The following is a 22,731-nucleotide window of genomic DNA, read 5'->3' on the forward strand; positions in this document are numbered from 1 at the left end:
ATGCAGGGTGGGTTTCCAAACCCACCACCCCCGCCAGCACACCGCTTCTTTCCCGCCCCCCTTGCCGATGCTACACCCTCCCCCTGACACATCCGGAGACCACGATGGACTTCGCGGCACGCGACAGCCTGACCCGCGCGGGGCTGAACCTGATCCAGCAGGCCCTGTCGATCTATGACGAGGACCTGCGGCTGGTGCTGTGTAACCGGCAGTTCGTGCAGATGTTTTCCCTTCCCTCCGCACTGACGAAACCTGGGGCGCGGTTCGACGACACGATCCGGCACCTTGTCGTTTCGGGCGAATACGGTCCCCCCGGCGACGTCGACGCGATGGTGGCGGAACGGGTAGCGCAGGCACAGGCCTTCGTGCCGCACTACTTCGAACGGCCCCGGTCGAACGGGCGGGTGATTTCGGTCGAAGGGTCTCCGTTGCCGCAGGGGGGATGGGTCACGGTCTATACCGACATCACCGACATCAAGCGACAGGAGGATCTTCTGCGCAGCCGGTCGGAGGAACTGTCGGACCAGCTCCTGAACCATGCGGAGGACCTCGCCGCGGCCAACCGCAAACTGCAGGCCACCAATGCGGCGCTGGAGGAGGCACGGGGCGAACTGACCCAGATGGAAGCGCGGATCCGGCTGACGACCGAAATGATGCCGGCCCACATCGCGCATATCTCGGCGGAGCGGGTCTACACCTATTCCAACCGGCGGCTGTCCACGATCATGCCGGGGCGGCCGACAAACATCCTCGGGATGCATATGGCCGACGTTCTGGGTGCGCAGGCCTACGGCGCGGTGCGGACCTATGTGGACGGCGCCTTCGATGGAAAGAGCGCGGCCTTCGAATTCACCGATGCGCTGAGCTCCCGCCGGATCCGGACCGCCCTGACCCCGGATGGCGAAGGCGGAGCTTATATCATGTCGACCGACGTGACGGAGGAATCGCAGACCCGCGCGGCACTGGCGCAGTCGCGGCGTCGGCAGCTTGCGGCGCAGGTGACCAGCGGGATGGCGCATGATTTTTCCAACCTTCTGACGATCATCCTCGGCATGCAGTCTCGGCTGGAGGCGATGTCGCTTGGCCCCGAGGCCGAGCGGCTGGTCGGGGCGACCATGGCGGCGGCGCGGCGCGGGGGCGACCTGCTGAACGGGCTCGCGAACATGACCGCCGAGCGGCGGCCTTCTCCGGCGCCGGTGGATATCGCGGAGGTTCTGGGCGATCTCGCCACGCTGACGGCGCCGACGCTCGGCGCCGGGGTGACACTGGAGATCAGGGACGACACCGGCAACGCACGGCTGATGCTGGACGTGGCGCTGCTGCAGGACAGCTTGTTGAACCTGCTGCTGAACGCCGGGCATGCGGTGGACGGGAGCGGCACGGTGGTGCTGCGCGCGCGCAACCTCAAAGACACCTGGCTGGAGCTGACGGTGAGCGATGACGGATCCGGCTTTTCGGACGCGGCGCTGGCCCATGCGCTGGACCCGTTCTTCACGACCAAGGGGGACGCGGGGACCGGGCTTGGACTGTCGATGGTCTATGACATGACCCAGACGGTCGGCGGGCGGATGAAGATCGGCAACGGGCCGCGCGGCGGCGGTGTGGTGACGCTGCAGCTGCCGTGGCGCCCGGCACAGGCCGCCGCCGCCCCCGGCCTCGCCCTGCTGGTAGAAGACAGCCCCGATCTGCGCCAGACCGTGCGCCGTCTGCTGCGGGCAGAGGGCTATTCGGTGATCGAGGCCGCCAGCGTGGAGGAAGCCCGGTCACTGGTCGCCGCCGTGCCCGGCCTGACGCTGATCCTGTCGGACATCACGCTGGAGGGATCGCTGACCGGCATCGACCTGTTCGACAGCTTGCCCGAGGATGCGCCGCCCTGTTACATGATGACCTCGCTCCGGCCGGATCATCCGCTGCACCTGCAGGCAGCACAGCGCACGCCGGTCTTGCGCAAACCTTTCGACGCTGTGACCCTGTCGCACCTTCTGAGTTCCGGAGCCCTGCCGCAATGACCGACAGCCCCCTTGTCACGATCCTCGACGACGAGCCCGAGATCCGGTCGATGCTGTCCGCCGCGCTGGAAGAGGCCGGCTATCGCACCATGGGCTTTTCCCGCGCGACCGAATTCGAGGCGGCGCTTCAGTCGATCACCCCGGACCTCTGCCTCCTGGACCTGTCGCTGCCGGACCGGGACGGGCTGACGCTGATTCACCGGCTGGCGCTGGAAAAGGGGGCGACGGTTGTCATCATCTCGGGCCGGGCGCAGGTGCAGGACCGGGTAACGGGGCTTGAACTGGGCGCGGACGACTACATCATCAAGCCCTTCGATCCGGCCGAGGTCGTCGCGCGGGTGCGCGCCCGGCTGCGGCGCGGTCGGGCGGCGGCAGAAACGTCCGAAGTGGCGCATTTCGAAGGCTGGATAGCGCGGTTCGACAGTTTCGTGCTTGAAGATGCGGCGGGGGAGGAAGTGCCCTTTTCCCACGCCGAGGGAGAGGTTCTTCGGCTGTTTCTGGAACGTCCGAAACGCCTGATCTCTCGCGCGATGATGCAGGAAACACTTGGCGGGGCGGCGGGCGACAGCTTTGACCGGGCGATGGATGTGCGGATTTCCCGGCTCCGGACAAAACTGCGCGAGGACCCAAAGAATCCCCGGCTGATCAAGACCATATACGGGGCGGGTTATATCTTTCTGGGAGACGTGAAATGGAGCTGAGCCATGTCGTGCTGGTCACCGGGCCGTTTGTCGGGCGCAGTTCCATGCTGGACACGGCGGAGGCGCTGCGCGCCGCCGGCGCCCTGGTGACGGAGCCTGATCCCCATGCTGCCCATCCCGACGCCCTGCCCTCGCTGGACGACTGGGCCCTGTCGATGCTGCCGGTTGTCCCGCGCGACCCGGCTCCGGTTGTGGTGGGCTATTCCGCCGGGACGGTGCTTGCGGCGTGGCTCGCCCCACAGGTCGGGGCATCGGCACTGATCCTGATGGACGGTGAGATTCCGGCGGAAAAGGGCCCCTGCCCCATCCTGCCGGAGCGGGTGACCTCCCTGTTGAAAGGGCGGACGGGGCCAGAGGCCCTGCCGCGCTGGTCGGACTGGTGGCCGGACGACATGGCGGAACCGCTCGGCCTCGGCCCCCTTGCCCGGCTGCGCCCCGATCTGGTGGAAGTGCTGCGCGGAGAGGAACGCCAGTTCCCGACCGGCTGGCTGGACCAGCGGCTAGACCTGCCTGACCGCAGCGGCATTCCGACCGCCTACCTGCGTCTGTCGCACTTCTACGACCACGCCGCCCGCGAGGCGGAGAAATTCGGCTGGCCGGTGGAGCATATTGACGGCAGCCACCTGCACCCGGCGATCATGGGCACCGAAACCGCCGGAGCGCTCATGGCACTGGCCGGGCGGCTGGAGTTCTAGGCTCCCGCCATCCTCTCCGCCGCGTGGGCCATGATCCTGAGGCCCGCGACGAGATCCTCTTCCGCCGTATCCTCCTCGAACGCATGGCTGATGCCGTTGATCGACGGGACGAACAGCATCGAGACCGGCAAGTGGGCAGCGACGGAAGTCGCGTCGTGCAGGGCGCCGGAAGGCATGGAGCGCCAGCGGCCGGGGGCGACGGCCTCGGCCCCCGTTTCGAGCGCCTTGCGGAAGGCGGGGTCCATCGGGACTGGATCGAGGGCGAGCATTCCGGTGGTTTCGGCGGTGAGGCCCAGCTCTTCGGCGGTTTCGGCGATGGCCTCGCGGATGATTTCCTCCATCCGTTCCAACCGGTCGCGGTCGCCGTCCCGCCACTGCATCGAGAAGGTGCAGCGGCCCGGAACGATGGAGTGGGAACCGGGGTAGAGTTCGACGTGGCCGGTCGTCCATACCGTTTCGGGAACCACCACGTTGCGGAAGCGGTCGATGATCTTCTGCTGGTAGGCCAGCATCCCGCGATAGGCATCCCGGCGCAGGTGCATGGGTGTTGTCCCGGCGTGGTTCTGCTGCCCATGGAAGGTGATGCGCATGTCGCGGATGCCGACGATCGACGTCACGATGCCCGCCGCCTCCCCCGCCTTGTCGAGCCAGGGGCCCTGTTCGATGTGGCATTCGAGGAAGCCAAGGAACCGCTTTGGGTCCGGGAAGTCACCGGCGAGGTCTGCCATGCGGGCGCGTGCCTCGGCGAAGGTGGTGCCGGAGGTGTCGGTCAGCCTGTCGGCGTCGTCGAGCGAGGTGAAACCGCCCCAGACCCGGCTGCCGGTGGTCACCCCGAAGCGCCCCTCCTCGTCCTGGAAGGAAACGGCCGAGATCGGCACACCGGCCTCCGCCCCCGCGCGGGCCAGTTCCAGCCCGCAGATCACGCCAAGCGCGCCGTCGAGCCAGCCGCCCTCGGGCTGGCTGTCGGAGTGGGAGCCGACAAGCAGGGAGCGCCCCTCCGCCAGGCCCCAGACCGTGCCCACGGGGTCGAACTGCGTGGTCAGGCCAGCCTCCGCATATTGCTGCGCCAGCCACTTGCGGGCGGCGATGTCGGGGTCGGAGAAGGCGGGTCGGACAACGCCTTTCAGGACGCCGGAGGCACCGAAGCTGCGCAGGTGGTGCAGATCGGCCAGGAACCGTTCGGGATTGACGGGCAGCATGAGGGTCCTTTCGGCTGGCGGAATTTATCGTGATAAATTCTCCGTCCAGCGTATCAAGCCCCCGAGGAAGGTCAAGGCGGTCAGCCGCCCCGGATCAGGTCGTCCTCGTCCTCGCCGGCCGACAGGCCAAGCGCGTCGAGTCCGTTTTCGAGATGGTCGGAGAGGTGTGGCGAACCGAGCAGGTAATCCGCGGCGGAGTGGTCGGCCTCGTCCCGCGCGGTGCGCAGCGCTTCCTCCAGATCGTCGGCGTCGAAGGTGCCGCGCCCGATCCACATAAGTGCAACAAGGCTCTGCGCCTCCTCTTCCGTCATGTCGTCGATGAAGGCGCGCAGTTCCGGTTCGGCCCGGTCCAGTTCGCGTGCCATCAGGATCACCTGCGCCACCTTGTCGGTTGCTATCTCAAGACTGTCTTCGGCCATGTTCGTCTCTCCTTGCTGACAGGTCCAGTCTGCGCGGAGGTCGCGGGCGCGGCCTTGATCTTACGCAAACAGGCGGAAATAGAGCCATCCCGGCAAAAACCGCGCGCCCCGAAACAGGAACGAGAACCATGTCGGGAAGGCGCGCGAAAAGCTGTCCGAGTTCATGTGTTCAAAGCAGATGCGGGCGGCGTCCTCCGGCTCCATCATTCCGGGCATGGCGAAGTCGTTCTTCGCAGTCAGCCGGGTGCGGATGTAGCCGGGGTTGAGAAGCTGCACATCGATGTCCGTCCGCCGCAGGTCGCAGCGCAGGCTTTCGGCAAGCGCCATGATGCCCGCCTTGGTGGCGACGTAAGGGGCGGCGCCGGGCAGGCCGCCGTAGGCGGTGAGCGATCCGGTCAGAACGATATGCCCGTGCCCCCGCGCCTGCATTCCGGGCAGGACGGCTCCTACGGCGCGCAGGGAGCCGAGGAAGTTCACATCCCCCATGGTTTCGGCCTGCTCGGCATTCCAGTCTTTCGCACCGAAAGGCCAGTAGGCCCCGGCGAGATAGACCATGCCGTCGATCTCTCCCGCTTCCACCGCGGCGCGGGTGACGGCATCGCTGTCGGTCACGTCAAGCGGCAGGACACGGGCGGGGCCTGGCAGGTCGGCAGCCAGTTTCGCAAGCGCGTCTTCGGACCGGGCGGACAGGATCAGATGCACACCGGCGCGGCTCATCTGCCGGGCCAGGGCTGCGCCCAGCCCGTCGCTGGCCCCGATCAGCCAATAAGTCCTACCCTGCCAGTCCCGCATGCCTGTCTCCTTTCATGGTCAACGTCGCCCGCGCGGCGGGGTTCCTCAGCCCGACACGTCCTGCGCGGGGGCCGGCGGACGGCTGCGATAGCGTGCGCCGCCCAGTTTCAGCTTCAGCGCCTGCCAGTGGATCAGCGCCAATACGCGCAGGGACCCGAAGGGGCGGCGCAGGAATGCGGTAAGCAGCGCGCGGGTGGTCATCGGGATCAGCGCGCCGGTCAGGGTGGCGACGACCCCGCCCCCGTCGCGGTCATAGTCGATCCGGATGCCGATCCTGTCGCCGGCGATGTCGAAGCGGAAGCGGTAGGTCCCCTCCGTCGGCTGGAAGGGCGAGACATGCATCAGCTTCGCGGCCTGCAGGTCCCGGTCGCGGGTGATCGGGCCAAGATTGTCGTGACGGCAGAGATAGGCGTGGCGGTCGCCGAAAGTGTTGGTGACCTCCGCGATGATGCACCACGGCGTGCCGTCCGTCCCGTCACAGAGCCAGAAGGACACCGGATTGAAGACATGGCCGAGGATCCGGGGCTGGGTCAGCAGGCGGATGCGATGCGGGTCGGGCAGGCCGCGCGCCTTCAGCACATCCCGTATCCAGGCCGCGCCGCGCCCCCGCCCCGGCGGTCCGCCGTGATCCTTGTCATGCACTGCGGCGAAGGCGCGGGCGTTGCGGGCGAATAGCGGCGTCGGGCTTTCCGTATCCTCCGCGTCGATCAGCACGTAATCCACACCGTAGCGAAAGGCGTTGCGCTGTGCGCCCTTGCGGCCGTGCCAGGTATGGCCGCGCAGCATCTGGGGCGCGGGGACAGTCATTCCGCCGCCAGCGCCGGGCTGCGCCGTTCCCGCCGCTGAATGGCGTTCACGACGTCGGCCGCGCTTGCCAGCCCGTCTTCGTGGAAGCCGTTGCGCATCCAGGCGCCGCAGAACCAGGTGTCGTTGCGCCCGTTGATCCGCGCCATGTCCTTCTGGGCCCGCAGCGCCGCGAGGTCGTAAACGGGATGATGCAGGGTGACCTCATCATAGACTTTCGCCGGATCGATGCGGCGGGTGGCGTTCAGGGTGACGAACATCGGGTCGTCCTTCGGGATCGGCTGAAGGCGGTTCATCCAGTAGGTCAGGTCGATGGAGTCGCCCGTCTTCCCGGCACCCTCCCGGTAGTTCCACGACGACCAGGCGAGGCGCGAGCGCGGCATGACGGCGTCGTCGCAGTGCAGCACCACCCGGTTGGGCTGATAGCGAATGTCGCCAAGCGCCGCTGCTTCTTCGACCGTCGGATCGGTGAGCAGGCGGAGCGTGATGTCGGAATGGGTTGCGAGCACCACCTCGTCGAAGCTTTCCCAGCCGTGGCCGCCGGTCCGGATCTCGGGGCCGGTCAGCGTGCGGCGGACCGCCTGAACCGGCGTACCCGCACGGATGGACACGCCATCGCGGGTCAGGGCGGCGGCAACCCGGTCCACATATTGCACCGACCCGCCCTGCACCGTGTACCACTGATGCTGGCCGGTGTGGCTCAGCAGGGCGTGGTTCTCGAAGAAGCGGATCATTGCATCGGCGGGAAAATCGAGGATCTTCTCCTTCGGGGTGGACCAGATCGCCCCGGAAAGCGGCAGCAGGTAGTAATCCCGGAACCATACTCCGGTACCAAGCGCCTCCAGCAGCCCGCCGATGGTCATGCCCGGCGTCTGGGAGGTGTCCAGTGCCCGCGCATTGAACCGCATCACGTCGCGCAGCATGCCGAGGAAGCGGGGGCTCGCGGCGTTGCGAAGCTGGGCGAAGACCGCGCGCAGGTTGGTCAGCCCGTATTCCATCCGACCGCCCCGGACAGAGGCGCCGAAGCTCATGTCAGACTTGGCCACCGGCACGCCGAGGTCGTCGAACATCGCGGTCAGCAGGGGGTAGTTCACCTTGTTGAAGACGATGAAACCGGTATCGACCGGCTGGTCCCCGCGCTTGCCGGCCATCAGGGTCCGGGCATGGCCACCAAGACGCGGCTCCGCCTCGAACAGGGTCACATCACGGGTGGCGGACAGCAGGCGCGCCGCTCCGAGGCCGGAGATGCCTCCGCCCACCACGGCGATGCGGCGACGGAGAGGCGGGATGGCTTCGAATGGCATTCAGGGACCCTTTTTTCGGCGTTTCACAGACAGATACGGCGGCGAGCGCGCAGCGGATGCATCGCGGCGAAAATATTTCGCGGCCCCGCTGATCCGGAGCGATCAGGACCGCGTATCAAGGTCATGTTGCAGCAGATCGCAGATACCCCGGATCGCGCCTCGCCTGTGTCCGTTGCCCGTGCTAGGCCTCGGACCGGAACGAGGGGGAAGGCGCGCGTGACGGAAACACCGCCGGAGGAGACGGAGAAGGCCATTCTGATCAGCGACATGCTCCGCGTGCGCGATCAGCGCGACCGGGCGGCGTTTGCCCGGCTGTTCGGTCATTTCGCGCCGAGGGTGAAGGGGTTCCTGATCCGGGCGGGTTCTGACCCGGCGGTGGCAGAGGACTGTGCGCAGGATGTGATGGTGACGGTGTGGAACAAGGCGCATCTCTACGATCCCGCCCGCGCCAGCGTCGCCACCTGGGTCTTCACCATCGCCCGTAACCGACGGATCGACCTGGCCCGGCGCGACCGGCGGCCCGAACCCGAAGACCTGGGATGGGGGCCCGAACCGGAGACGGCCCAGGAAGACGGGCTGGTGCTGCAACAGGAAAGCGACCGGCTTGGCGTCGCGCTGAAGGGTCTGCCCGAGGCGCAGCGCGAGCTGATCGAGAAGTGTTATTTCGGCGACCTCTCGCACCGGGAGATCGCGGATGTGACCGGGCTGCCGCTCGGCACGATCAAGTCAAGGATACGGCTGGCGCTGGACAAGCTGCGCCATGCAATGGGGTGAGAGAATGACCATCAAGCATCACCTGACGGAACAGCTGCTCATGGGGTATGCCGCCGGCACCCTGCCGGAGGCGTTCAACCTCGTCGTCGCCAGCCATCTGTCGATGTGCGACGACTGCCGCGCTACCCTCGCCGCGTACGAGGAGATCGGCGGCGCGCTGCTGGAAGAGGCAGGCGTCGCGATGTCAACGGGCGGCCTGGATTCCGCGCTGGCGCGGCTCGACACCCGTGCGCCGGAACCTGTGCGCCCGGCGGCTCCGGGTGCCCTCCCCGCCCCGCTGCGCAGTTATGTCGGCGGCGACGTCGACGCGATCCGCTGGCGGTCGGTTGGCGGTGGCGTGAAACAGGCGATCCTGCCGACTTCAGAGTCCGCCTCCGCCCGGCTGCTGTTCATTCCGGCGGGCGCGGCCGTCCCGGATCACGGCCATCGCGGCATGGAGCTGACTCTCGTCCTGCAGGGTGCATTTGCGGATGAAACCGACCGCTTCGTGCGGGGTGACGTTGAGGTCGCGGATCAGGATCTCGAACACATGCCCGTGGCGGACATCGGTGCGGATTGCATCTGCCTCGCCGCGACCGACGCACCGTTGCGCTTCACCTCGCTGATTCCGCGCCTGCTGCAGCCGTTCCTGAAGATCTGACCTTCATCTTGCCCGAAATACTCCGGGGTGCGGGGCAGAGCCCCGCGGCCGTTCGTCTTTGACCGGTCAGTCCCGCCGGGTCAGCCGCGCAACCGTGGCACCGGCATCCTCGATGGCGTCCGGCGCGAGGTCCTCGAAATCGAAATTGTCCAACCGGGCGGCGCGTTTGCCTGCCCGCTCCGCCGCCGTGCCGATGCCGTCCAGGTCCGCGCGCGCCTGGTTGAAGTGGGTGTCCAGCTTCTGCACCCGCTCCACCACGATCTCGACATCCCGATGCAGCAGCTTCAGCGTATTGCGGATCGCGCCTGCCTGTTCGCGCATCCGGGCGTCCTTAAGGATCGCGCGCATGGTGTTCAGGGTGGCCATGCAGGTTGTGGGGGAGACGATCCAGACCCGCGCCGCGAACCCCTCGCGTACCAGTTCGGGGAAATTGGCGTGCAGTTCGGCGTAGACGGCTTCGGATGGGAGGAACATCAGCGCACCGTCGGCGGTCTCTCCCTCGATGATGTATTTCTCGGAGATCGCCTTGACATGCGCCCGGACCGAGGTGCGGAAGGCCTGAGCCGCCGCCCGCGCCTCACCGTCGGAGGCGGCGTTGCGCAGGGCCTCGTACGCCTCCAGAGGGAACTTCGCGTCGATCACGATCGGGCCCGGCGGGTTCGGCAGGTGGATCAGGCAGTCCGCGCGCTTGCCGTTGTTCAGGGTCTGCTGCAGGGAATAGCTGTCCTTTGGCAGCGCCTTGGAGACGATGTCGGTCAGCTGGATTTCCCCGAAGGCCCCGCGGGTCTGCTTGTTCGACAGAATGTCCTGAAGCGACAGAACATCGCCCGAAAGCCGGGTGATGTTTTCCTGCGCCTTGTCGATTGCGGCCAGCCGGGTCTGAAGTTCTGCAAGGCTCTTCGTCGTTTTCTCGGACCCGCCCGACAGCTGCTTGTTCACCTGTTCCTGCATGTCGGACAGTGCACGGGCAGAGCGCATGGCATTCTCGTGCAGACGGTCGCTCATCTGCTGCTGGACGGCGGCGAGGCGGGTTTCCATCGCCGAAAGGACCTGCGCCTGGCCTGTCGCCTGTGCGTTGGAGACAGAGGTCAGGCCCCCGGTCAGCTGTTCCTGTCCGCGCCCCAGCCCCTCGACCGCGCGGCCAAGCTGATCCATCTGGTAGATCAGCGGTTCGGCGGCACGGGCGGACCGTGCAACCCCCCGCAAGGCGAGGATCAGCAGGATCACGATCAGCAGGGCAAGCACGCCGCCGGCCAGCGCGGCCAGCGTCAGCGGATCGTTGAGGTCAAGCGTGACGGCACCGATCTGCATCATGTCCTCCCGAACAGGCGTTCGATGTCCGACAGTTTCAATTCTACATAGGTGGGCCGCCCGTGGTTGCACTGCCCGGAGAGCGGAGTCGCCTCCATCTCGCGCAGGAGGGCGTTCATCTCTTCGACCCGCATCCGTCGGCCCGAACGGATGGAGCCGTGGCAGGCCACCCGGGACAGGATCGCGTCGATGCGGGACTTCAGCGCGGTGCTGTCCCCGGCGTCGGTCAGTTCGTCCAGAATGTCCAGAACCAGCGCCCTGGCATCGACTTCGCCCAGGATTGAAGGGGTCTCGCGCACCGCGACTGCCGACCCTCCGAACGGTTCAATGGTGAGACCAAGGGTAGAAAGATCGTCCGCGACCTCTTCCAGACGCGCGCAATCGCTCGCCGAAAGCTCCACGATCTCGGGGATCAGCAAGGCCTGCGCAGCGACGCCCGTCCCCGCCATCTGGGTCTTGAGCCGTTCATAGACCAGACGTTCGTGCGCCGCGTGCTGGTCGACCAGCACCATGCCCCGATCGGTCTGGGCGATGATGTAATTCTCGTGCACCTGCGCGCGCGCGGCACCAAGGGGAAAGGATTCCAGCCGTTCAGACGCGACAGTCTCTTCTGTCACGACAGGTTCGAACCGGGCCGAGGGCTGATCGGCAAAGCCGTCGAAGACCTCCGGGGCCTGAGCCCGATACGCCTCCGCCCGGGCCTGACCTGACGGACGGTCCATCTGGTAGACCCGCGCCGGTCCCGCCGGTTCGGGCCGCATCGCACCAAGGGTCGCCCCGGCCACGGTTGTCGAGGCACGATGCCCCGCGCCCGCCAGCGCGTGCCGCAGTCCGGTCACCACCAGACCGCGCGCGGTACCGGGATCGCGGAAGCGCACCTCGGACTTCGCGGGGTGCACGTTCACGTCCACGAGTACCGGATCGCATGAGACAAAGATCGCCGCCGCCGGATGCCGGTCGCGGCTCAGGACGTCCATGTAGGCCGCGCGCAGGGCCCCGGTCAGCAGCTTGTCCCGCACGGGACGCCCGTTGACGAAAAGGAACTGCGCCACCGCCGCGCCGCGCGAATAGGTCGGCAGGGCCGCATAGCCGGTCATGCGCAGCCCCTCGCGCTCCGCATCGACTGGAATCGCGTTGTCCGCGAACTCCCGCCCCAGCACCGTGGCCAGCCGACCGTGCAGCGCGTCGAACATGTCGCCGCTCTCGGGATCGGCGCGGAAGACCACCCGACCCTCGCCTCCGCCGGTGGCATCGCGCAGGGTGAAGCCGACATGGGGTTCGGCCATGGCAAGGCGCTTGACGATGTCGGTGACGGCCTGCGCCTCGGCCCGGTCGGTGCGCAGGAACTTCAGCCGGGCCGGGGTGGCGTAGAAGAGATCGCGCAGCTCTACCTGCGTACCGGGGGACAGGGCGGCAGGGCGCACCGGCTCCATCCGCCCGCCGTTGACCGCGATCTCCGTCGCGGCCTCCCCCGCCACGCGGGAGGTGATCCGCAGCCGGCCGACCGCGCCGAGGGAAGGCAGCGCCTCTCCTCGGAAGCCGAAGGTGTGGATGTTGAGCAGATCCGACCCGTCGATCTTGGACGTCGCGTGCCGCGCGAGTGCCAGCGGCAGGGCGTCGGCGGGGATGCCGCATCCGTCGTCGCGCACGCGGATCAGGGTCTTGCCGCCATCGGCCACCGTCACCTCGATCCGGGAAGCTCCGGCGTCCAGCGCGTTCTCCACCAGTTCCTTGACGGCGGAGGCCGGGCGTTCGACCACCTCACCGGCAGCGATACGATTGATCGCGGCCTCGTCGAGTTGTCGGATGACGGGCTGATTACCGCTTATCTTGGGGTTGGTCTGAAGCATGCCCCCAGACCTAGCATGCGCCCCGCGATTCGACCATGGCATTCGCGGCTCGGGACAAGCAGAACCACAGGCAGATCCGCAACGACGCCGGGAAAAACCCCCGCATGCGGAGGGCGACTCTTTTCTTGAGGCAGGACCCAACATATAGTAGCGCCCACGAAAGCACCGGCAAAAGCCGGGCCAAGGGGACACGGGCATGGCGCATATTATCGTTGTCGGGAACGAAAAGGGCGGCGCGGGGAAATCCACCGTGTCGATGCATGTGGCCACCGCCCTGTCGCGCATGGGCCACCGGGTCGCAACGTTGGACCTCGACCTGCGCCAGAAGACACTCGGGCGGTACATCGACAACCGGACAAAGTTCCTTGCGAAGGAAGGGCTTGACCTGCCCTCCCCCGCCTATCTCGAACTTCCCGAGGTCGACAGGTCGCAGCTTCAGCCGGGTGAAAGCCAGTACGACCACGCGTTGTCCGCCGCCGTGTCGCAGCTGGATGCGGAGGCCGATTTCATTCTGATCGACTGCCCCGGCTCGCACACACGGCTCAGCCAGGTCGCGCATTCGCTGGCCGACACGCTGATCACGCCGCTGAACGACAGCTTCATCGACTTCGACCTGCTGGCCCATGTCGACAATGACGGTGAAAAGATCCTCGGCCCTTCGGTCTATTCCGAAATGGTCTGGAACGCGCGGCAACTGCGTGCGCAGGCCGGGCTGAAGCCGATCGACTGGGTGGTGCTGCGCAACCGGCTCGGCGCGCAGCAGATGGTGAACAAGGCGAAGATGGAAAAGGCGCTGGAGCGGCTGTCCAAGCGGATCGGGTTCCGCATCGTGCCGGGGTTCAACGAACGGGTGATTTTCCGCGAACTGTTCCCGCGCGGGCTGACGCTGCTCGACCTCAAGGACATCGGCGTCCAACAGCTCAACATCTCCAACGTCGCCGCGCGGCAAGAGCTGCGGGATCTCATCAAGGCGCTGAACCTGCCCGGCGTTACGGTCAGCTTTTAGTCGCTGACAAACCGCTTCATCTTGCCCAAAATACTCTCGCCGGAGGCTCCCGCAGCCGGAGCCGGCGCAGCAGGAGGGCGGATGACACCCTATCACCGGATGGCGCTCAACAACGCATGGGCCAATGCGACGCTCTACGCGGCCATGTCCCCGCTGGACGAGACCGCGATGATGGCGGAGCGGCCGGGCTTTTTCCCCTCTCTCGCCGCCACGATGGATCATATCCACGCAGTGGATCTCTATTACATCGATGCGCTGGAAGAGGGCGGGCGGGGTCGGTCGGTCTATGACCGCACGCCGCTCACCACGGTTGCGGCGCTGGCGGCGGCGCAGGCGGAGGCCGATCTGCGGCTCGCGCGGTACTGTTCCGCATTGTCGGACGCGCAGCTCTCCCGCCGCGTGCGGACCGCAAGACAGCATGATCCTGACGTGACCGAGCGGGTGGACATGCTGCTGCTCCACCTGTTCCAGCATCAGGTCCACCACAGGGGCCAGGCGCATGTGCAGCTTCAGCACGCCGGACTCGCGCCGCCTCAGCTGGACGAGTTCTTTCTCGAGGACGGCCGCGCGCCCTCCGCCCGTGCCTACTGGTCCGGCGCAACATGACGGCGCTTACGATCCTCTACCTCACCGTCGAGGCGCTGCTGTTCCTCGGCTGGACCGTGCTTGCCTTCCGTATCCTGTTCCGGCTGACGGAGATCGCGGTTCAGCGGCGCGGGGCGGCGGGACAGGGGCCGATCGGGATGGCGCAGACCTATGCGGTGTTCGTCGATTTCGCCCGCGGCCGCCTGTTGCGCAAGGACCGGCAGAGGCTGATCCTTGCGACGCTGGCACTGATGCTTGTGATCCCGCTCGGCCCCCTGTTCATCTGACGGCAGCGGCTATTTGCGTAGCGCGGGCAGACCCACCCCGGTGCTTTCGAACCCGCCATCCGCCGCGATGTGCTGGCCGGTGACATAGCTCGCCCGGTCCGAGCAGAGAAAGGCGATCACCTCCGCGATCTCCCGCTCGGACCCATAGCGGTTCAAGGGGATGGCATCGTGATAGGCGTCGATGATGTCCTGCGTGTGCACGGCCATGGCCAGCTTGGTCCGCACAGGGCCGGGGCAGACGCAGTTCACGCGCACCCCGTGTTCGCCCCATTCGGCCGCCTGCTGCTGCGTCAGGTGGATCACCGCCGCCTTGGAGGTGCCGTAGGCCACCCGCAGGGTCGAGGCGCGCAGCCCGGAGATGGAGGCGATGTTGACGACCGCGCCCTTCGCAGCCTTCAGCGCGGGGGCCAGCGCCTGTGAACACAGGAAGACCCCGTCCAGATTGGTCGCCATGACCCTGCGCCATGTGTCAAAGGAACAGTCGTCGATCGGGCCGAAATCGGCCACGCCGGCGTTGTTGACAAGGGCATGCACCTCTCCGAGGTCGGTCAGCGCGGCTTCGGCCATGGCGGCGACGGCGGCGGGGTCCGACACGTCGCAGGTCACCGGCAGGACGTTGGTCCGGGCTTCGGCGACGGCGGCGAGTTCGTCCGCATCGCGGTCGACCATGACGACGCGGCGGCCTTCGGCGAGAAACAGGTCGGTGGTGGCCAGCCCGATGCCGCGTGCGGCCCCGGTGACGATGGCGGTTGATCGGGTCATGTCATCCTCCGTTCGTGACAGGTGCAGGATGCGCCGGATCGCGGGCGGGGGAAAGGGTCAGCCCTGCCGCAGGATCAGGTCCGCGCCGCGGCTTTCGTCGCGCACGGTGCGCCCGTTCGGCAGGTCGTTTTCGTCGAGCTTGCGGGCGATCTGCTCCTCCGTCAGGCCGTGGTGCTGCCAGCGGGCGGTGAGACGGTCGCGCAGCACGTCCTCCGGCACGTCGATCATGACTGTGAGGTCGAAGAAGGTCGCCAGGCTCTGCCAGGGCGTGCGGTCGAGCAGGAGGTAGTTGCCCTCTACCACGATCAGCCTTGTCCGCCGTGGAATGATCCGCGCCGCCCCGCGCGAGATTTCGAGATCGCGGTCGAAGACGGGCACGGCAACCGCGTCCTCTCCGTCCCGCAGGCGCTTCAGGGCGGAAAGCAGCCCGCCGACGTCGAACGTGTCGGGCGCGCCCTTCCACGGCAACCGCCCGCGGTCGCGCAGCACCGCATCGTCAAAGTGGAACCCGTCCATCGGCAGCAGGGCCGCATCATCCTGGGCCAGCACCAGACCCTCGGCCAGCGTCGACTTGCCTGCGCCGGGCGGGCCGGCGACGGCGACGACAGAACGGTACGGCAGATCCGAAAGGCGGTCGTTCAGCTTGCGGAGGGTGGTTTCCACTATCGCCGCCAGCTGGCGAACCAGCGTGACAGGCGGCCCCGGCGTTCGCGGGCAGAGTCGGTCAGGCTGTCCCAGCCTTCGTCAACGTCCTCGACCAGCGGGTCGATGCGGCGTTCGCGGAAGCGGATCCAGCGCACCCTGATCGCCCAGAAAATCGCGAACAGTACGGTCAGGATGATGATGTTGAGCCAGGGGATGTAGAAGGCGTCGGGGTCATCCACCGGCTTCATGGCGATGGCGTTCGGGAAGATGGTCCAGAAGGTGATGCGCCAGCCGTAATGCGTCACGCGCACCCATCTCGGATTGTCCCCGGTGGAGCGCAGATCGCTGGCCTGTGCCTGCAGGTTGGAGGTGTCGAACTTGAAATAGGGCGGCCAGCTCCAGCCGGTATCCTCGTTCCGGTAGACCAGCGGCTTGCCGTTCTTCTTCACCGTCTGGATGAAAAAGACATCCCGGTTGATCTGGCCGGTCGCGGTACCGATGTCCTCTTTCGCCCAGAAGAGAGAGTTCTCGCCGAAATCCACCCGTTTTTCATAGGTGTCGGTGATCCGAACGATGTCGTGCTGCGGCAGGGTGTAGTGCAGGAAGGCACCCACGGTCAGCGCGATGAGGATCCAGAAGGTCCACTTGATGTATTTCATGCGTCCCGTCCCCTCAGGTGTAGTTCACGACGTAGATGATATAGGCGATCACGACAACCGGGACCACATAGACCAGCAAAATCAGTCGCCGGCGGAAGCTGTCGTCGTAGTCTTCCAGCCCCTTGCGGACATAGGCGTCGCGGATGTCGCCATATTCGCGGTCGCCCTCGTCGAAGTCCTCGCCAAGCTTGCGGCGGCGCGTGCGGCGCGACCAGATCGACAGCGACACGTAAAGCACCGTCAGCAGCACGAAAAGCAGCAGGAACAGGCGGGCGAGCGCGATCATGTCATGTCCTTTCCTTCCGGACCGCGCCCCAGGGACCGACTCGGGCGATCAGGTCGTCCTTCGGCGCGGCGGGCGGCGGGGGCGGCGGGGGCGGCTCCATCGCCGGCTCATGGCCGAACAGCGCGGCACGGGTGCCCGCCTTGTCGACCGCGTATTCGGTGGCGAGGAAGTCCGCGACGTAGCTTTTCTTGGTCTCGGTCCACGTGGCGTAGAGCCTGTAGAACAGCTCCTTGTGGCAGATGAACAGCTGGCGCACGTCCTTGGGCGTCAGTTCGGCGAGCAGCATGTTCACAAGGTCCGTGTCCTTATGGGCACTGGCGCGGAGCGTGTAGAAATAGGCCGGGTGGTCCGAGGTGATGCGCGGCCACTCCCCCCCGTCCTCCGCCCAGGCGACGAGGCGGCGCAGCGCGTGGTATTCCTCGGGCAGGTCGTCGGCGTGGCGGCGGGCCAGCATTCGGATGTCGCGCCGTGTCGCGCCGGTCAGGTCCATGCCGGCCCCCTGGGCTGCATCCACGACGATGAAATCCATCTTCTGGCGCAGGATGGCCGAGGCGTCGATGCCGCGCGCCTTCACGATCGGTTCGACCAGCGCGTTGTCGGTGAGGAAGCGCGCCAGCTTGTTCACATGCCCCTTCGCGATCACCGCGCCAAGGCCCGCGGCTTCCATCTTGTCCGGCTCCCCGGTGATGACCGTGGGCGTGGCGGTGGAGCGGAAGAGGTAGGACCCGCCGAAATGCGCGGTCCAGAAGTTCTCCTGCTCGAACACCATCTTCTTCAGCCGCACCGGGTTGCGCGTCACGTCGCCGGTGGACTTCGCCATGGTGATCATCTCGGCGATGAGCACATCGTCAAACCAGCCGTCCTCCTCCGTCAGGAAGCGGTCCGACAGCTGGCCAAGCTTTTCGGCGTCGCGGACAAGACCGGTGGTGGTGTCGGCCTCCACCTCGATCCTGCGGATGTCATTCAGCCGGTCGGGGTTGGTGACGGAGAAGACGGAGTTCAGCAGTTCCCCCGCCACGGCATCGCGGGCGGTGAGGGCGAAAAGCTGCGCCTCGTTCTCCTCGATGAACTGCCGAAGGATCCCACGCGAGGTGGAGAACGAGGTGTTCAGCAGCGGTGCGGTCTTCTGCCCCGTGGTCAGCAGGATGAACTGCCGGTTGCAGCCGTTTTCGTTGAGGTACAGCGGGTCGTCGAGTTCGTCCCCCACCTCGGGGGAAAAGCCGGAGATGTCGATGTGGAAATCGGTCAGGGCAGTCTGCCTGCCGGTGAGGTGTTTCAGCGCACGGTTGTACCGGTCGACCAGCGCGGGGCTGTCGACCGGGATCAGGTTGCCGAACATGAGGCCGAGGCGGATCAGGCGTTGCATGCCACCTCCGCTGGTCTGCTCAGACCCCTCTCATTCGCGATGCGTCGCCGCCCCCTCTCCCTAACCCTCTCCCCCGAGGGGAGAGGGGACCCTGTCGCGCCAGTCCCTCCGGTACCGCCCCCTCCCCACGGAACGGGGGGAGGGCCGGGGAGGAGGGATATCGCGCCTCCCAGCCCGATGTCGCCCCCTCTCCCCCACGGGGGAGAGGGTTGGGGTGAGGGGGCAGCGCAAACCATCACCCTTTCCCCTCCAGATACCGCCTCTTCGCCTCTTCCTGCCGGCCGAAGTCCCGCACCATTCCCTCGATGGCCACCTCGTCCGACTTGTCGGCATAGCGGAATTCCGAATCCGCGTAGCGGTTGATCTCCTGCACCACCATCTCCACGGTTATCGGCCTGCGCAGGTCCTCGATCATCGCGACCTTCTCCTCGTACCCCTTGAACAGGAACAGATCGGGCTGCTCCATCCACTCGTCCGGCAGTTCAAAATCCATCGCCCGGACCTTCACGGCGTCGGTGATGTTCTTGATCGCGCGGCCGGTGAACCTCGGGTCCGCCTCCTGAATCGCCTTCAGATAGGTGCCGAGCTTGGCAATCGTGTCGAAGCCGCCGATCTGCGCCTCCACACGGTCGAAAACCTCGACCAGCCCGGCCTCCTTCGGCCTCCCGTGCGCCTCGAAGGAGGCGGCGACGGCCTTCTGGATTGCCTGCGCGGCGTAAAGTTCGTGTTCCCCAAGCGGGATAGCGTGCTTCTTCCCCATGAGCAGGGCGAGGATGTCGATATAGTCCTCCCGCGTCTGCGGCCCGTCGACAAGGAACCGCGCCCCGGCACGCTGCCTTAACGCGTCATCCACGTTTTCGGGGTAGTTGGAGAACATGCCGAAGGTGCAGTTGCCGCGCACCACCGTGTTCGCCCCGGCAAAGGCCTCCATGAAGACGGCCGTCACCTCCTGCTGCCCGGCAGAGGACTGGCGATCGCCCCGCTTGCCTGCGATCTGGTCGATGTCGTCGATGGTGCCGAAACCGATGACGGACGGGTCGAGTACGTTCTGCACGAAGGCCTTGGCGTTCTGGCCGGATTTGCCCTGATAGCTGTCGATATTGTCGATGCCGAAGTTCTGGTAGCGGAAGGGATAGCCCGCGTTCTGGCAATACTCGTTGATCAGCCCGGCCATCATCTGGATCAGCGTCGTTTTCCCCGTCCCCGGTGCGCCGTCGCCCATGAAGGTGAAGATGAAGCCGCCGAGGTCGGCGAAGGGATTCAGCCGCCGGTCGAAATCATAGGCCATCAGCATCTTGGCCAGCTTCATCGCCTGATACTTGGCGATGTGGTTGCCGACGACCTCATGCGGTTTCTTGAACTGCATGGTCAACGCCGGTCCGCCCGCCTTCCGCGCCGGGGTAAACCCGCGGATCGTCAGGTCGTCCGCCTCCACCCGCCAGGACGCGGCTGAGAAGGCGGCGACTCGCGGCATGCCATCCGCCCGCCGCGCGGCCTTCTCCATCAGCGCCTCGGCCCAGGCGGTCACGGTCGGGACCAGCTTTTCCTCGTCGCCCGTCGCATGCACCGCCAGCGCCTGATCCAGCTGCCAGAGCGCGCCGTGCAGGGCGAGAGAGGCGTTGTCGGTCAGGAATTCTTCCACCTCCCCGACCTCGACGGAGACCTCGGAAGCGTGACCGGCGAGCAGCCAGACCAGTGCATTGGCCGAGGCATGCAGCACGATCAGCGCCTCCGCCTCCAGCAGCTCGGAAAACTCTGCCTTGCGGTCGGCTGCCAGAGCCCCCTCAAGGTTCTTCCGCTTCAGATCGGCCAGCCCGGTCCGTTCCGCGAACCCCTCGCCAAGCGCCAGCCCGATCGCCAGGCCCCGCCGCAGCGCCTGCAGAACCGCCGCCTGGCGCACCGACATCAGCGGGTCGTCGGCGTCGCAGGCCGATACACGGTCGATCAGGTGCACCCCTTCGGCGCGTGTCGTGCGCTGCGTCACCAGCCCCGGTGTGGTCGAGCGGAAGGCGCGGCGCGTGCCCACGCCCGGAGAGCGTTCCGGTGCCGCAACCGCCACCGCCTTCGCCACCCGGGGCGCATGGTCGAACCCGTCCAGAAGGGCCACGGCGGCGTCCAGGTGCCTTGCGATCTCTTCCTCGCGCAGCTCCATCAGGTCCGAAGTCAGCACTGCCCCCTCCCCTTCATCTTGTCAGAAATACTCAACACACCACCCGCCATCAGCGATAGCTCAGGACCCGGCCGCCCCGGCCAGCCACGAATTTCCGGATGCCGGCGAACCCCGGCGGATTGCGTTCGGCAAGCACCTGATAGGGGCGTTCGGGCAGGATGATCGCGCGGGTCTGTTCGCTGGCCCCGGTTTCGTTCCCGCCCGACAGCGGGTCGATGCGGAAGATCTCGCGCTCGTTGGTGCCGAACCAGCCGGCGCGCTCGGTGCGGACGCGGTCCGACACCAGCACCTCGTCCGTCCAGGCCAGCGCCCAGTCCTGCCCTTCGACCGATCCGGCATTCTCCAGAACGTCCCGAATTGGACCGGACTGCTGCGTGTAAGCGTGGGAATACATCGGGCCGATGTGGAACCGGCGCAGGCGTTTGGGGTGGAGTTCGTCGAAATCCTCGTCAAAGCCCTTGGCGATGGTCAACAGCTTCAGACCACCCAGGGACTGCGCCATCAGATGTGCCTGCACTTCGGGCCAGCGGCGTTCGTCACGGGGCAGCGCGGTCGGGTCGGTGTCCTCCAGTTCCATCAGGTAGATCACCGGCAGATTCAGCTGGCTGTCATAAACCGACCAGTGCAGCAGATAGTGCCGCCGCTTCGGGTCGAGGTCGCCGAGCCAGATCGCCTCCGGGTCATTGCGCGCCCAGAACAGGTTTCCGCGCAGCAGTTCCTCGTAATAAAGCCGCTGCGACAAGGCGAACTGCAGACGGGTCGGGATCGTCAGGTCGCCGATGATCTTGGCCAGCATGTCGCGCTTGAGTTCGTCGGCGGAGGGCATCTCGCGCAGGTGCCGGTCGGCCTGCTGCGCGTCGTTGGCCATGACCATCAGCTCCTGCGCCGCCGGAAACCCGCTTTCGTGGTTATCGATGGTGAGCGATCCGAAGAAGCGTCCGGTGTCGCGCCCGGTCAGCAGATACTTCATCGACAGGGCGCGGAAGGTGAAGGTCAGCGCGGTGAGGTGGCGGGTCAGCACCTCGGTCTCGCGGCGGGAGAGCGATTTTTCCGCCTCCATCACTCCGGCGACGCGGGCGAGATGGGCCATGATGCCCTCGAACTTCCGGAAATACCGGCGCGAAGAATAGGTATCGGAGAGGCCGACGTGATCGTTGGCGGGGGCGTCAGGCATGGGCGGACACTAGCGTAGCAAGGTACAGAGACGGCCCTCTCGCGGTTGCCTTGGCAACCGCTGCCGGGCGCAGATTGCTGTGCAATCTGCTATCCATACAAATTCTTGTCGTGCTTCTCGACGATCTGTTGGAACCGCCGGGCAAAGCGTTCGTCGGCCTTGGCCTTTTCCTCGAGAATTTTGCGGGCGAAGACCATGTGGCCCTCGTGCGCCTCCAGCATGTCGGCCATCCGGGCGTTGGTGGCCGCGCCGATCTGGGCCATGGCCTGCTGTGCCTGCTTGTCCGTCTCGGTCCCGATCTCGTTGATCTTGTGGGCGATGTCCTGCTGCTGCGCAGTCTTCAGCGACTTGGTCAGCGCGTCGTACAGCACGACCCGCTGCTTGGTATCGGTCTGCAGCTTGTTGATCAGGACCATCTGCGTCGCCGCCTGGTTCTGAAGGCTGTCGACCCAGCTCTTGCCCTTCTCGATATAGCGCTCCAGCGTCTGGGATTTGGCCAGCTTGACCTGTTCGTCCTGCACGAGTGCGTTGTATGTCTTGTTGAGGTCGGCCAGCTGCGTTTCCAGCTTGGTGCGCGCGGCGGCGTCCTGTTCGACACTGATCCTGTTCTCCAGCTCGATGATCTTCGGGTCCATCGCGAGGATCTCCGCGCGCACGGCCTCAAGCTCTCCGACGGTGAATTCGCGTTCGTCCAGGGTGCCGGTGAGGTTGGTTTCCACCTTCTCCTTCTGGTCGTTCAGCACGGCGAGCTGGCCTTCCAGCAGCCGGGTGATGACGTCGGACTTGGCGATCAGGTCCTGAAGCTTGTCGTCGATGGAGGCGGTGCGGATGCGCTCCTGCCGCATCGAATCCGCCTTGGCCGAGGCGAAGATCCCGACGAAGCTTTCCCAGCCCGTCTTGGAGCGCATCTCGTCGAAATCCTTGGAGAACGCGGCGGTCACGTCGTCCAGGCCCATGATGAGTTCGGCGATGTTGGCGTTCATCACCTCGGTATGAGCGTGCACGTCCTGGAGCGTGGCGTTTTCGATGTCGATCGTCGCGTCCTCGCCGGCGGCCATCTTGGCCCGCGCGGTCTCGATCCGGCTGGTCAGTTCGGCGATCTTGCTCTGGGCCTCGGCGACCTGCGCCTGGCTTTCCCGAACCTGGGTTTCGAAATCGGACATCGCTGTCTCCGTGTTGAAATGCCTCACCGATATGGGGGCAGTTAACGCGATTTGCACGGTTTCGTCATCGGTTTTCGCAGTCATGATATCCGGACTTTCAAGATCCGGGACCTTGCGGCACTGTTGCCGC

Annotated in this window: 23 protein-coding genes; 8 read left to right on the top strand and 15 right to left on the bottom strand. The window is 66.3% G+C overall.

The window, feature by feature from the left end:
* Positions 1 to 104: 104 nt before the first annotated feature.
* Genes IEV87_RS13280 through IEV87_RS13290 form a run of 3 tightly spaced genes read left to right on the top strand, consistent with a single transcriptional unit; the run spans position 105 to position 3,405 of the window.
* Positions 105 to 2,009, top strand: coding sequence for a PAS-domain containing protein (locus IEV87_RS13280; RefSeq protein ID WP_188478138.1), 1,905 nt, complete (start codon positions 105 to 107; stop codon positions 2,007 to 2,009).
* Positions 2,006 to 2,710 (top strand): response regulator transcription factor, encoded by a 705-nt coding sequence (locus IEV87_RS13285; RefSeq protein ID WP_188478139.1) that lies wholly within the window; start codon positions 2,006 to 2,008, stop codon positions 2,708 to 2,710. The genes IEV87_RS13280 and IEV87_RS13285 overlap by 4 nt, the downstream gene beginning before the upstream one ends.
* Positions 2,701 to 3,405 carry a hypothetical protein gene (locus tag IEV87_RS13290; protein WP_188478140.1) on the top strand — a complete coding sequence of 235 codons (705 nt, stop codon included), beginning with the start codon at positions 2,701 to 2,703 and terminating at the stop codon, positions 3,403 to 3,405. Before IEV87_RS13285 ends, IEV87_RS13290 begins: the two co-directional genes overlap by 10 nt.
* On the opposite strand, the gene IEV87_RS13295 is transcribed toward IEV87_RS13290, so the two are convergent.
* From IEV87_RS13295 to IEV87_RS13315, 5 genes are all read right to left on the bottom strand, one after another.
* Positions 3,402 to 4,604 (bottom strand): hydantoinase/carbamoylase family amidase, encoded by a 1,203-nt coding sequence (locus IEV87_RS13295; protein ID WP_188478141.1) that lies wholly within the window; start codon positions 4,602 to 4,604, stop codon positions 3,402 to 3,404. The two genes, IEV87_RS13290 and IEV87_RS13295, sit on opposite strands and share 4 nt — an antisense overlap.
* 80 nt (positions 4,605 to 4,684) lie before the next feature.
* Positions 4,685 to 5,023 carry a DUF3775 domain-containing protein gene (locus IEV87_RS13300; protein ID WP_188478142.1) on the bottom strand — a complete coding sequence of 113 codons (339 nt, stop codon included), beginning with the start codon at positions 5,021 to 5,023 and terminating at the stop codon, positions 4,685 to 4,687.
* A gap of 60 nt (positions 5,024 to 5,083) precedes the next feature.
* A complete protein-coding gene (locus tag IEV87_RS13305) occupies positions 5,084 to 5,815 on the bottom strand; it encodes an SDR family NAD(P)-dependent oxidoreductase (protein WP_188478143.1) in 732 nt (243 codons plus the stop codon).
* 45 nt (positions 5,816 to 5,860) lie between these two features.
* Positions 5,861 to 6,622, bottom strand: coding sequence for a DUF1365 domain-containing protein (locus IEV87_RS13310; RefSeq protein WP_188478144.1), 762 nt, complete (start codon positions 6,620 to 6,622; stop codon positions 5,861 to 5,863).
* The gene (locus tag IEV87_RS13315; protein WP_188478145.1) at positions 6,619 to 7,923 is read right to left on the bottom strand and encodes an NAD(P)/FAD-dependent oxidoreductase; all 1,305 of its coding nucleotides are present in this window, start codon (positions 7,921 to 7,923) and stop codon (positions 6,619 to 6,621) included. Before IEV87_RS13315 ends, IEV87_RS13310 begins: the two co-directional genes overlap by 4 nt.
* A 267-nt stretch (positions 7,924 to 8,190) precedes the next feature.
* Between IEV87_RS13315 and IEV87_RS13320 the strand changes: the two genes are divergently transcribed.
* Positions 8,191 to 8,697, top strand: coding sequence for a sigma-70 family RNA polymerase sigma factor (locus IEV87_RS13320; protein WP_229737637.1), 507 nt, complete (start codon positions 8,191 to 8,193; stop codon positions 8,695 to 8,697).
* Between the two features lie 4 nt (positions 8,698 to 8,701).
* A complete protein-coding gene (locus tag IEV87_RS13325; RefSeq protein WP_188478147.1) occupies positions 8,702 to 9,337 on the top strand; it encodes a ChrR family anti-sigma-E factor in 636 nt (211 codons plus the stop codon).
* A gap of 66 nt (positions 9,338 to 9,403) precedes the next feature.
* On the opposite strand, the gene IEV87_RS13330 is transcribed toward IEV87_RS13325, so the two are convergent.
* Together IEV87_RS13330 and mutL are read right to left on the bottom strand one after the other, a co-directional pair.
* Positions 9,404 to 10,651, bottom strand: coding sequence for a DNA recombination protein RmuC (locus tag IEV87_RS13330; protein WP_188478148.1), 1,248 nt, complete (start codon positions 10,649 to 10,651; stop codon positions 9,404 to 9,406).
* A complete protein-coding gene (gene mutL / locus IEV87_RS13335) occupies positions 10,648 to 12,498 on the bottom strand; it encodes a DNA mismatch repair endonuclease MutL (RefSeq protein WP_188478149.1) in 1,851 nt (616 codons plus the stop codon). Before mutL ends, IEV87_RS13330 begins: the two co-directional genes overlap by 4 nt.
* 196 nt (positions 12,499 to 12,694) lie before the next feature.
* Here mutL and IEV87_RS13340 point away from each other — a divergent pair, with 196 nt between their 5' ends.
* From IEV87_RS13340 to IEV87_RS13350, 3 genes are all read left to right on the top strand, one after another.
* On the top strand, positions 12,695 to 13,504 hold the full coding sequence (locus IEV87_RS13340) for a division plane positioning ATPase MipZ (protein WP_188478150.1): 810 nt from the start codon (positions 12,695 to 12,697) through the stop codon (positions 13,502 to 13,504).
* Between the two features lie 81 nt (positions 13,505 to 13,585).
* Entirely contained in the window at positions 13,586 to 14,110 is a 525-nt protein-coding gene (locus tag IEV87_RS13345) for a DinB family protein (protein ID WP_229737561.1), read from the top strand.
* On the top strand, positions 14,107 to 14,376 hold the full coding sequence (locus IEV87_RS13350) for a hypothetical protein (RefSeq protein ID WP_188478151.1): 270 nt from the start codon (positions 14,107 to 14,109) through the stop codon (positions 14,374 to 14,376). Before IEV87_RS13345 ends, IEV87_RS13350 begins: the two co-directional genes overlap by 4 nt.
* Before the next feature lie 9 nt (positions 14,377 to 14,385).
* Here IEV87_RS13350 and IEV87_RS13355 read toward each other — a convergent pair whose 3' ends face one another.
* The 8 genes from IEV87_RS13355 to IEV87_RS13390 form a co-directional block, all read right to left on the bottom strand.
* The gene (locus tag IEV87_RS13355) at positions 14,386 to 15,138 is read right to left on the bottom strand and encodes an SDR family NAD(P)-dependent oxidoreductase (RefSeq protein ID WP_188478152.1); all 753 of its coding nucleotides are present in this window, start codon (positions 15,136 to 15,138) and stop codon (positions 14,386 to 14,388) included.
* Between the two features lie 57 nt (positions 15,139 to 15,195).
* Positions 15,196 to 15,801, bottom strand: a complete 606-nt coding sequence (locus IEV87_RS13360) for a nucleoside/nucleotide kinase family protein (RefSeq protein WP_188478153.1) — start codon at positions 15,799 to 15,801, stop codon at positions 15,196 to 15,198.
* On the bottom strand, positions 15,801 to 16,442 hold the full coding sequence (locus IEV87_RS13365) for a DUF1523 family protein (RefSeq protein ID WP_188478154.1): 642 nt from the start codon (positions 16,440 to 16,442) through the stop codon (positions 15,801 to 15,803). Before IEV87_RS13365 ends, IEV87_RS13360 begins: the two co-directional genes overlap by 1 nt.
* Before the next feature lie 13 nt (positions 16,443 to 16,455).
* Positions 16,456 to 16,728, bottom strand: a complete 273-nt coding sequence (locus tag IEV87_RS13370) for a hypothetical protein (RefSeq protein ID WP_188478155.1) — start codon at positions 16,726 to 16,728, stop codon at positions 16,456 to 16,458.
* 1 nt (position 16,729) lies between these two features.
* A complete protein-coding gene (locus IEV87_RS13375) occupies positions 16,730 to 18,094 on the bottom strand; it encodes a DUF6638 family protein (protein WP_188478156.1) in 1,365 nt (454 codons plus the stop codon).
* A gap of 235 nt (positions 18,095 to 18,329) precedes the next feature.
* Positions 18,330 to 20,246, bottom strand: coding sequence for an AAA family ATPase (locus tag IEV87_RS13380; RefSeq protein ID WP_188478445.1), 1,917 nt, complete (start codon positions 20,244 to 20,246; stop codon positions 18,330 to 18,332).
* Positions 20,247 to 20,313: 67 nt separating this feature from the next.
* Positions 20,314 to 21,438: a hypothetical protein gene (locus IEV87_RS13385; RefSeq protein WP_188478157.1), complete on the bottom strand. Its 1,125-nt coding sequence runs from the start codon at positions 21,436 to 21,438 to the stop codon at positions 20,314 to 20,316.
* An 89-nt stretch (positions 21,439 to 21,527) separates the two neighbouring features.
* The gene (locus tag IEV87_RS13390; RefSeq protein WP_188478158.1) at positions 21,528 to 22,601 is read right to left on the bottom strand and encodes a hypothetical protein; all 1,074 of its coding nucleotides are present in this window, start codon (positions 22,599 to 22,601) and stop codon (positions 21,528 to 21,530) included.
* Positions 22,602 to 22,731 lie beyond the last annotated feature (130 nt).

Origin of the sequence: Primorskyibacter flagellatus (assembly GCF_014638275.1) — a bacterium.
GTDB classification, from domain to species: Bacteria; Pseudomonadota; Alphaproteobacteria; order Rhodobacterales; family Rhodobacteraceae; genus Pseudooceanicola; species Pseudooceanicola flagellatus_A.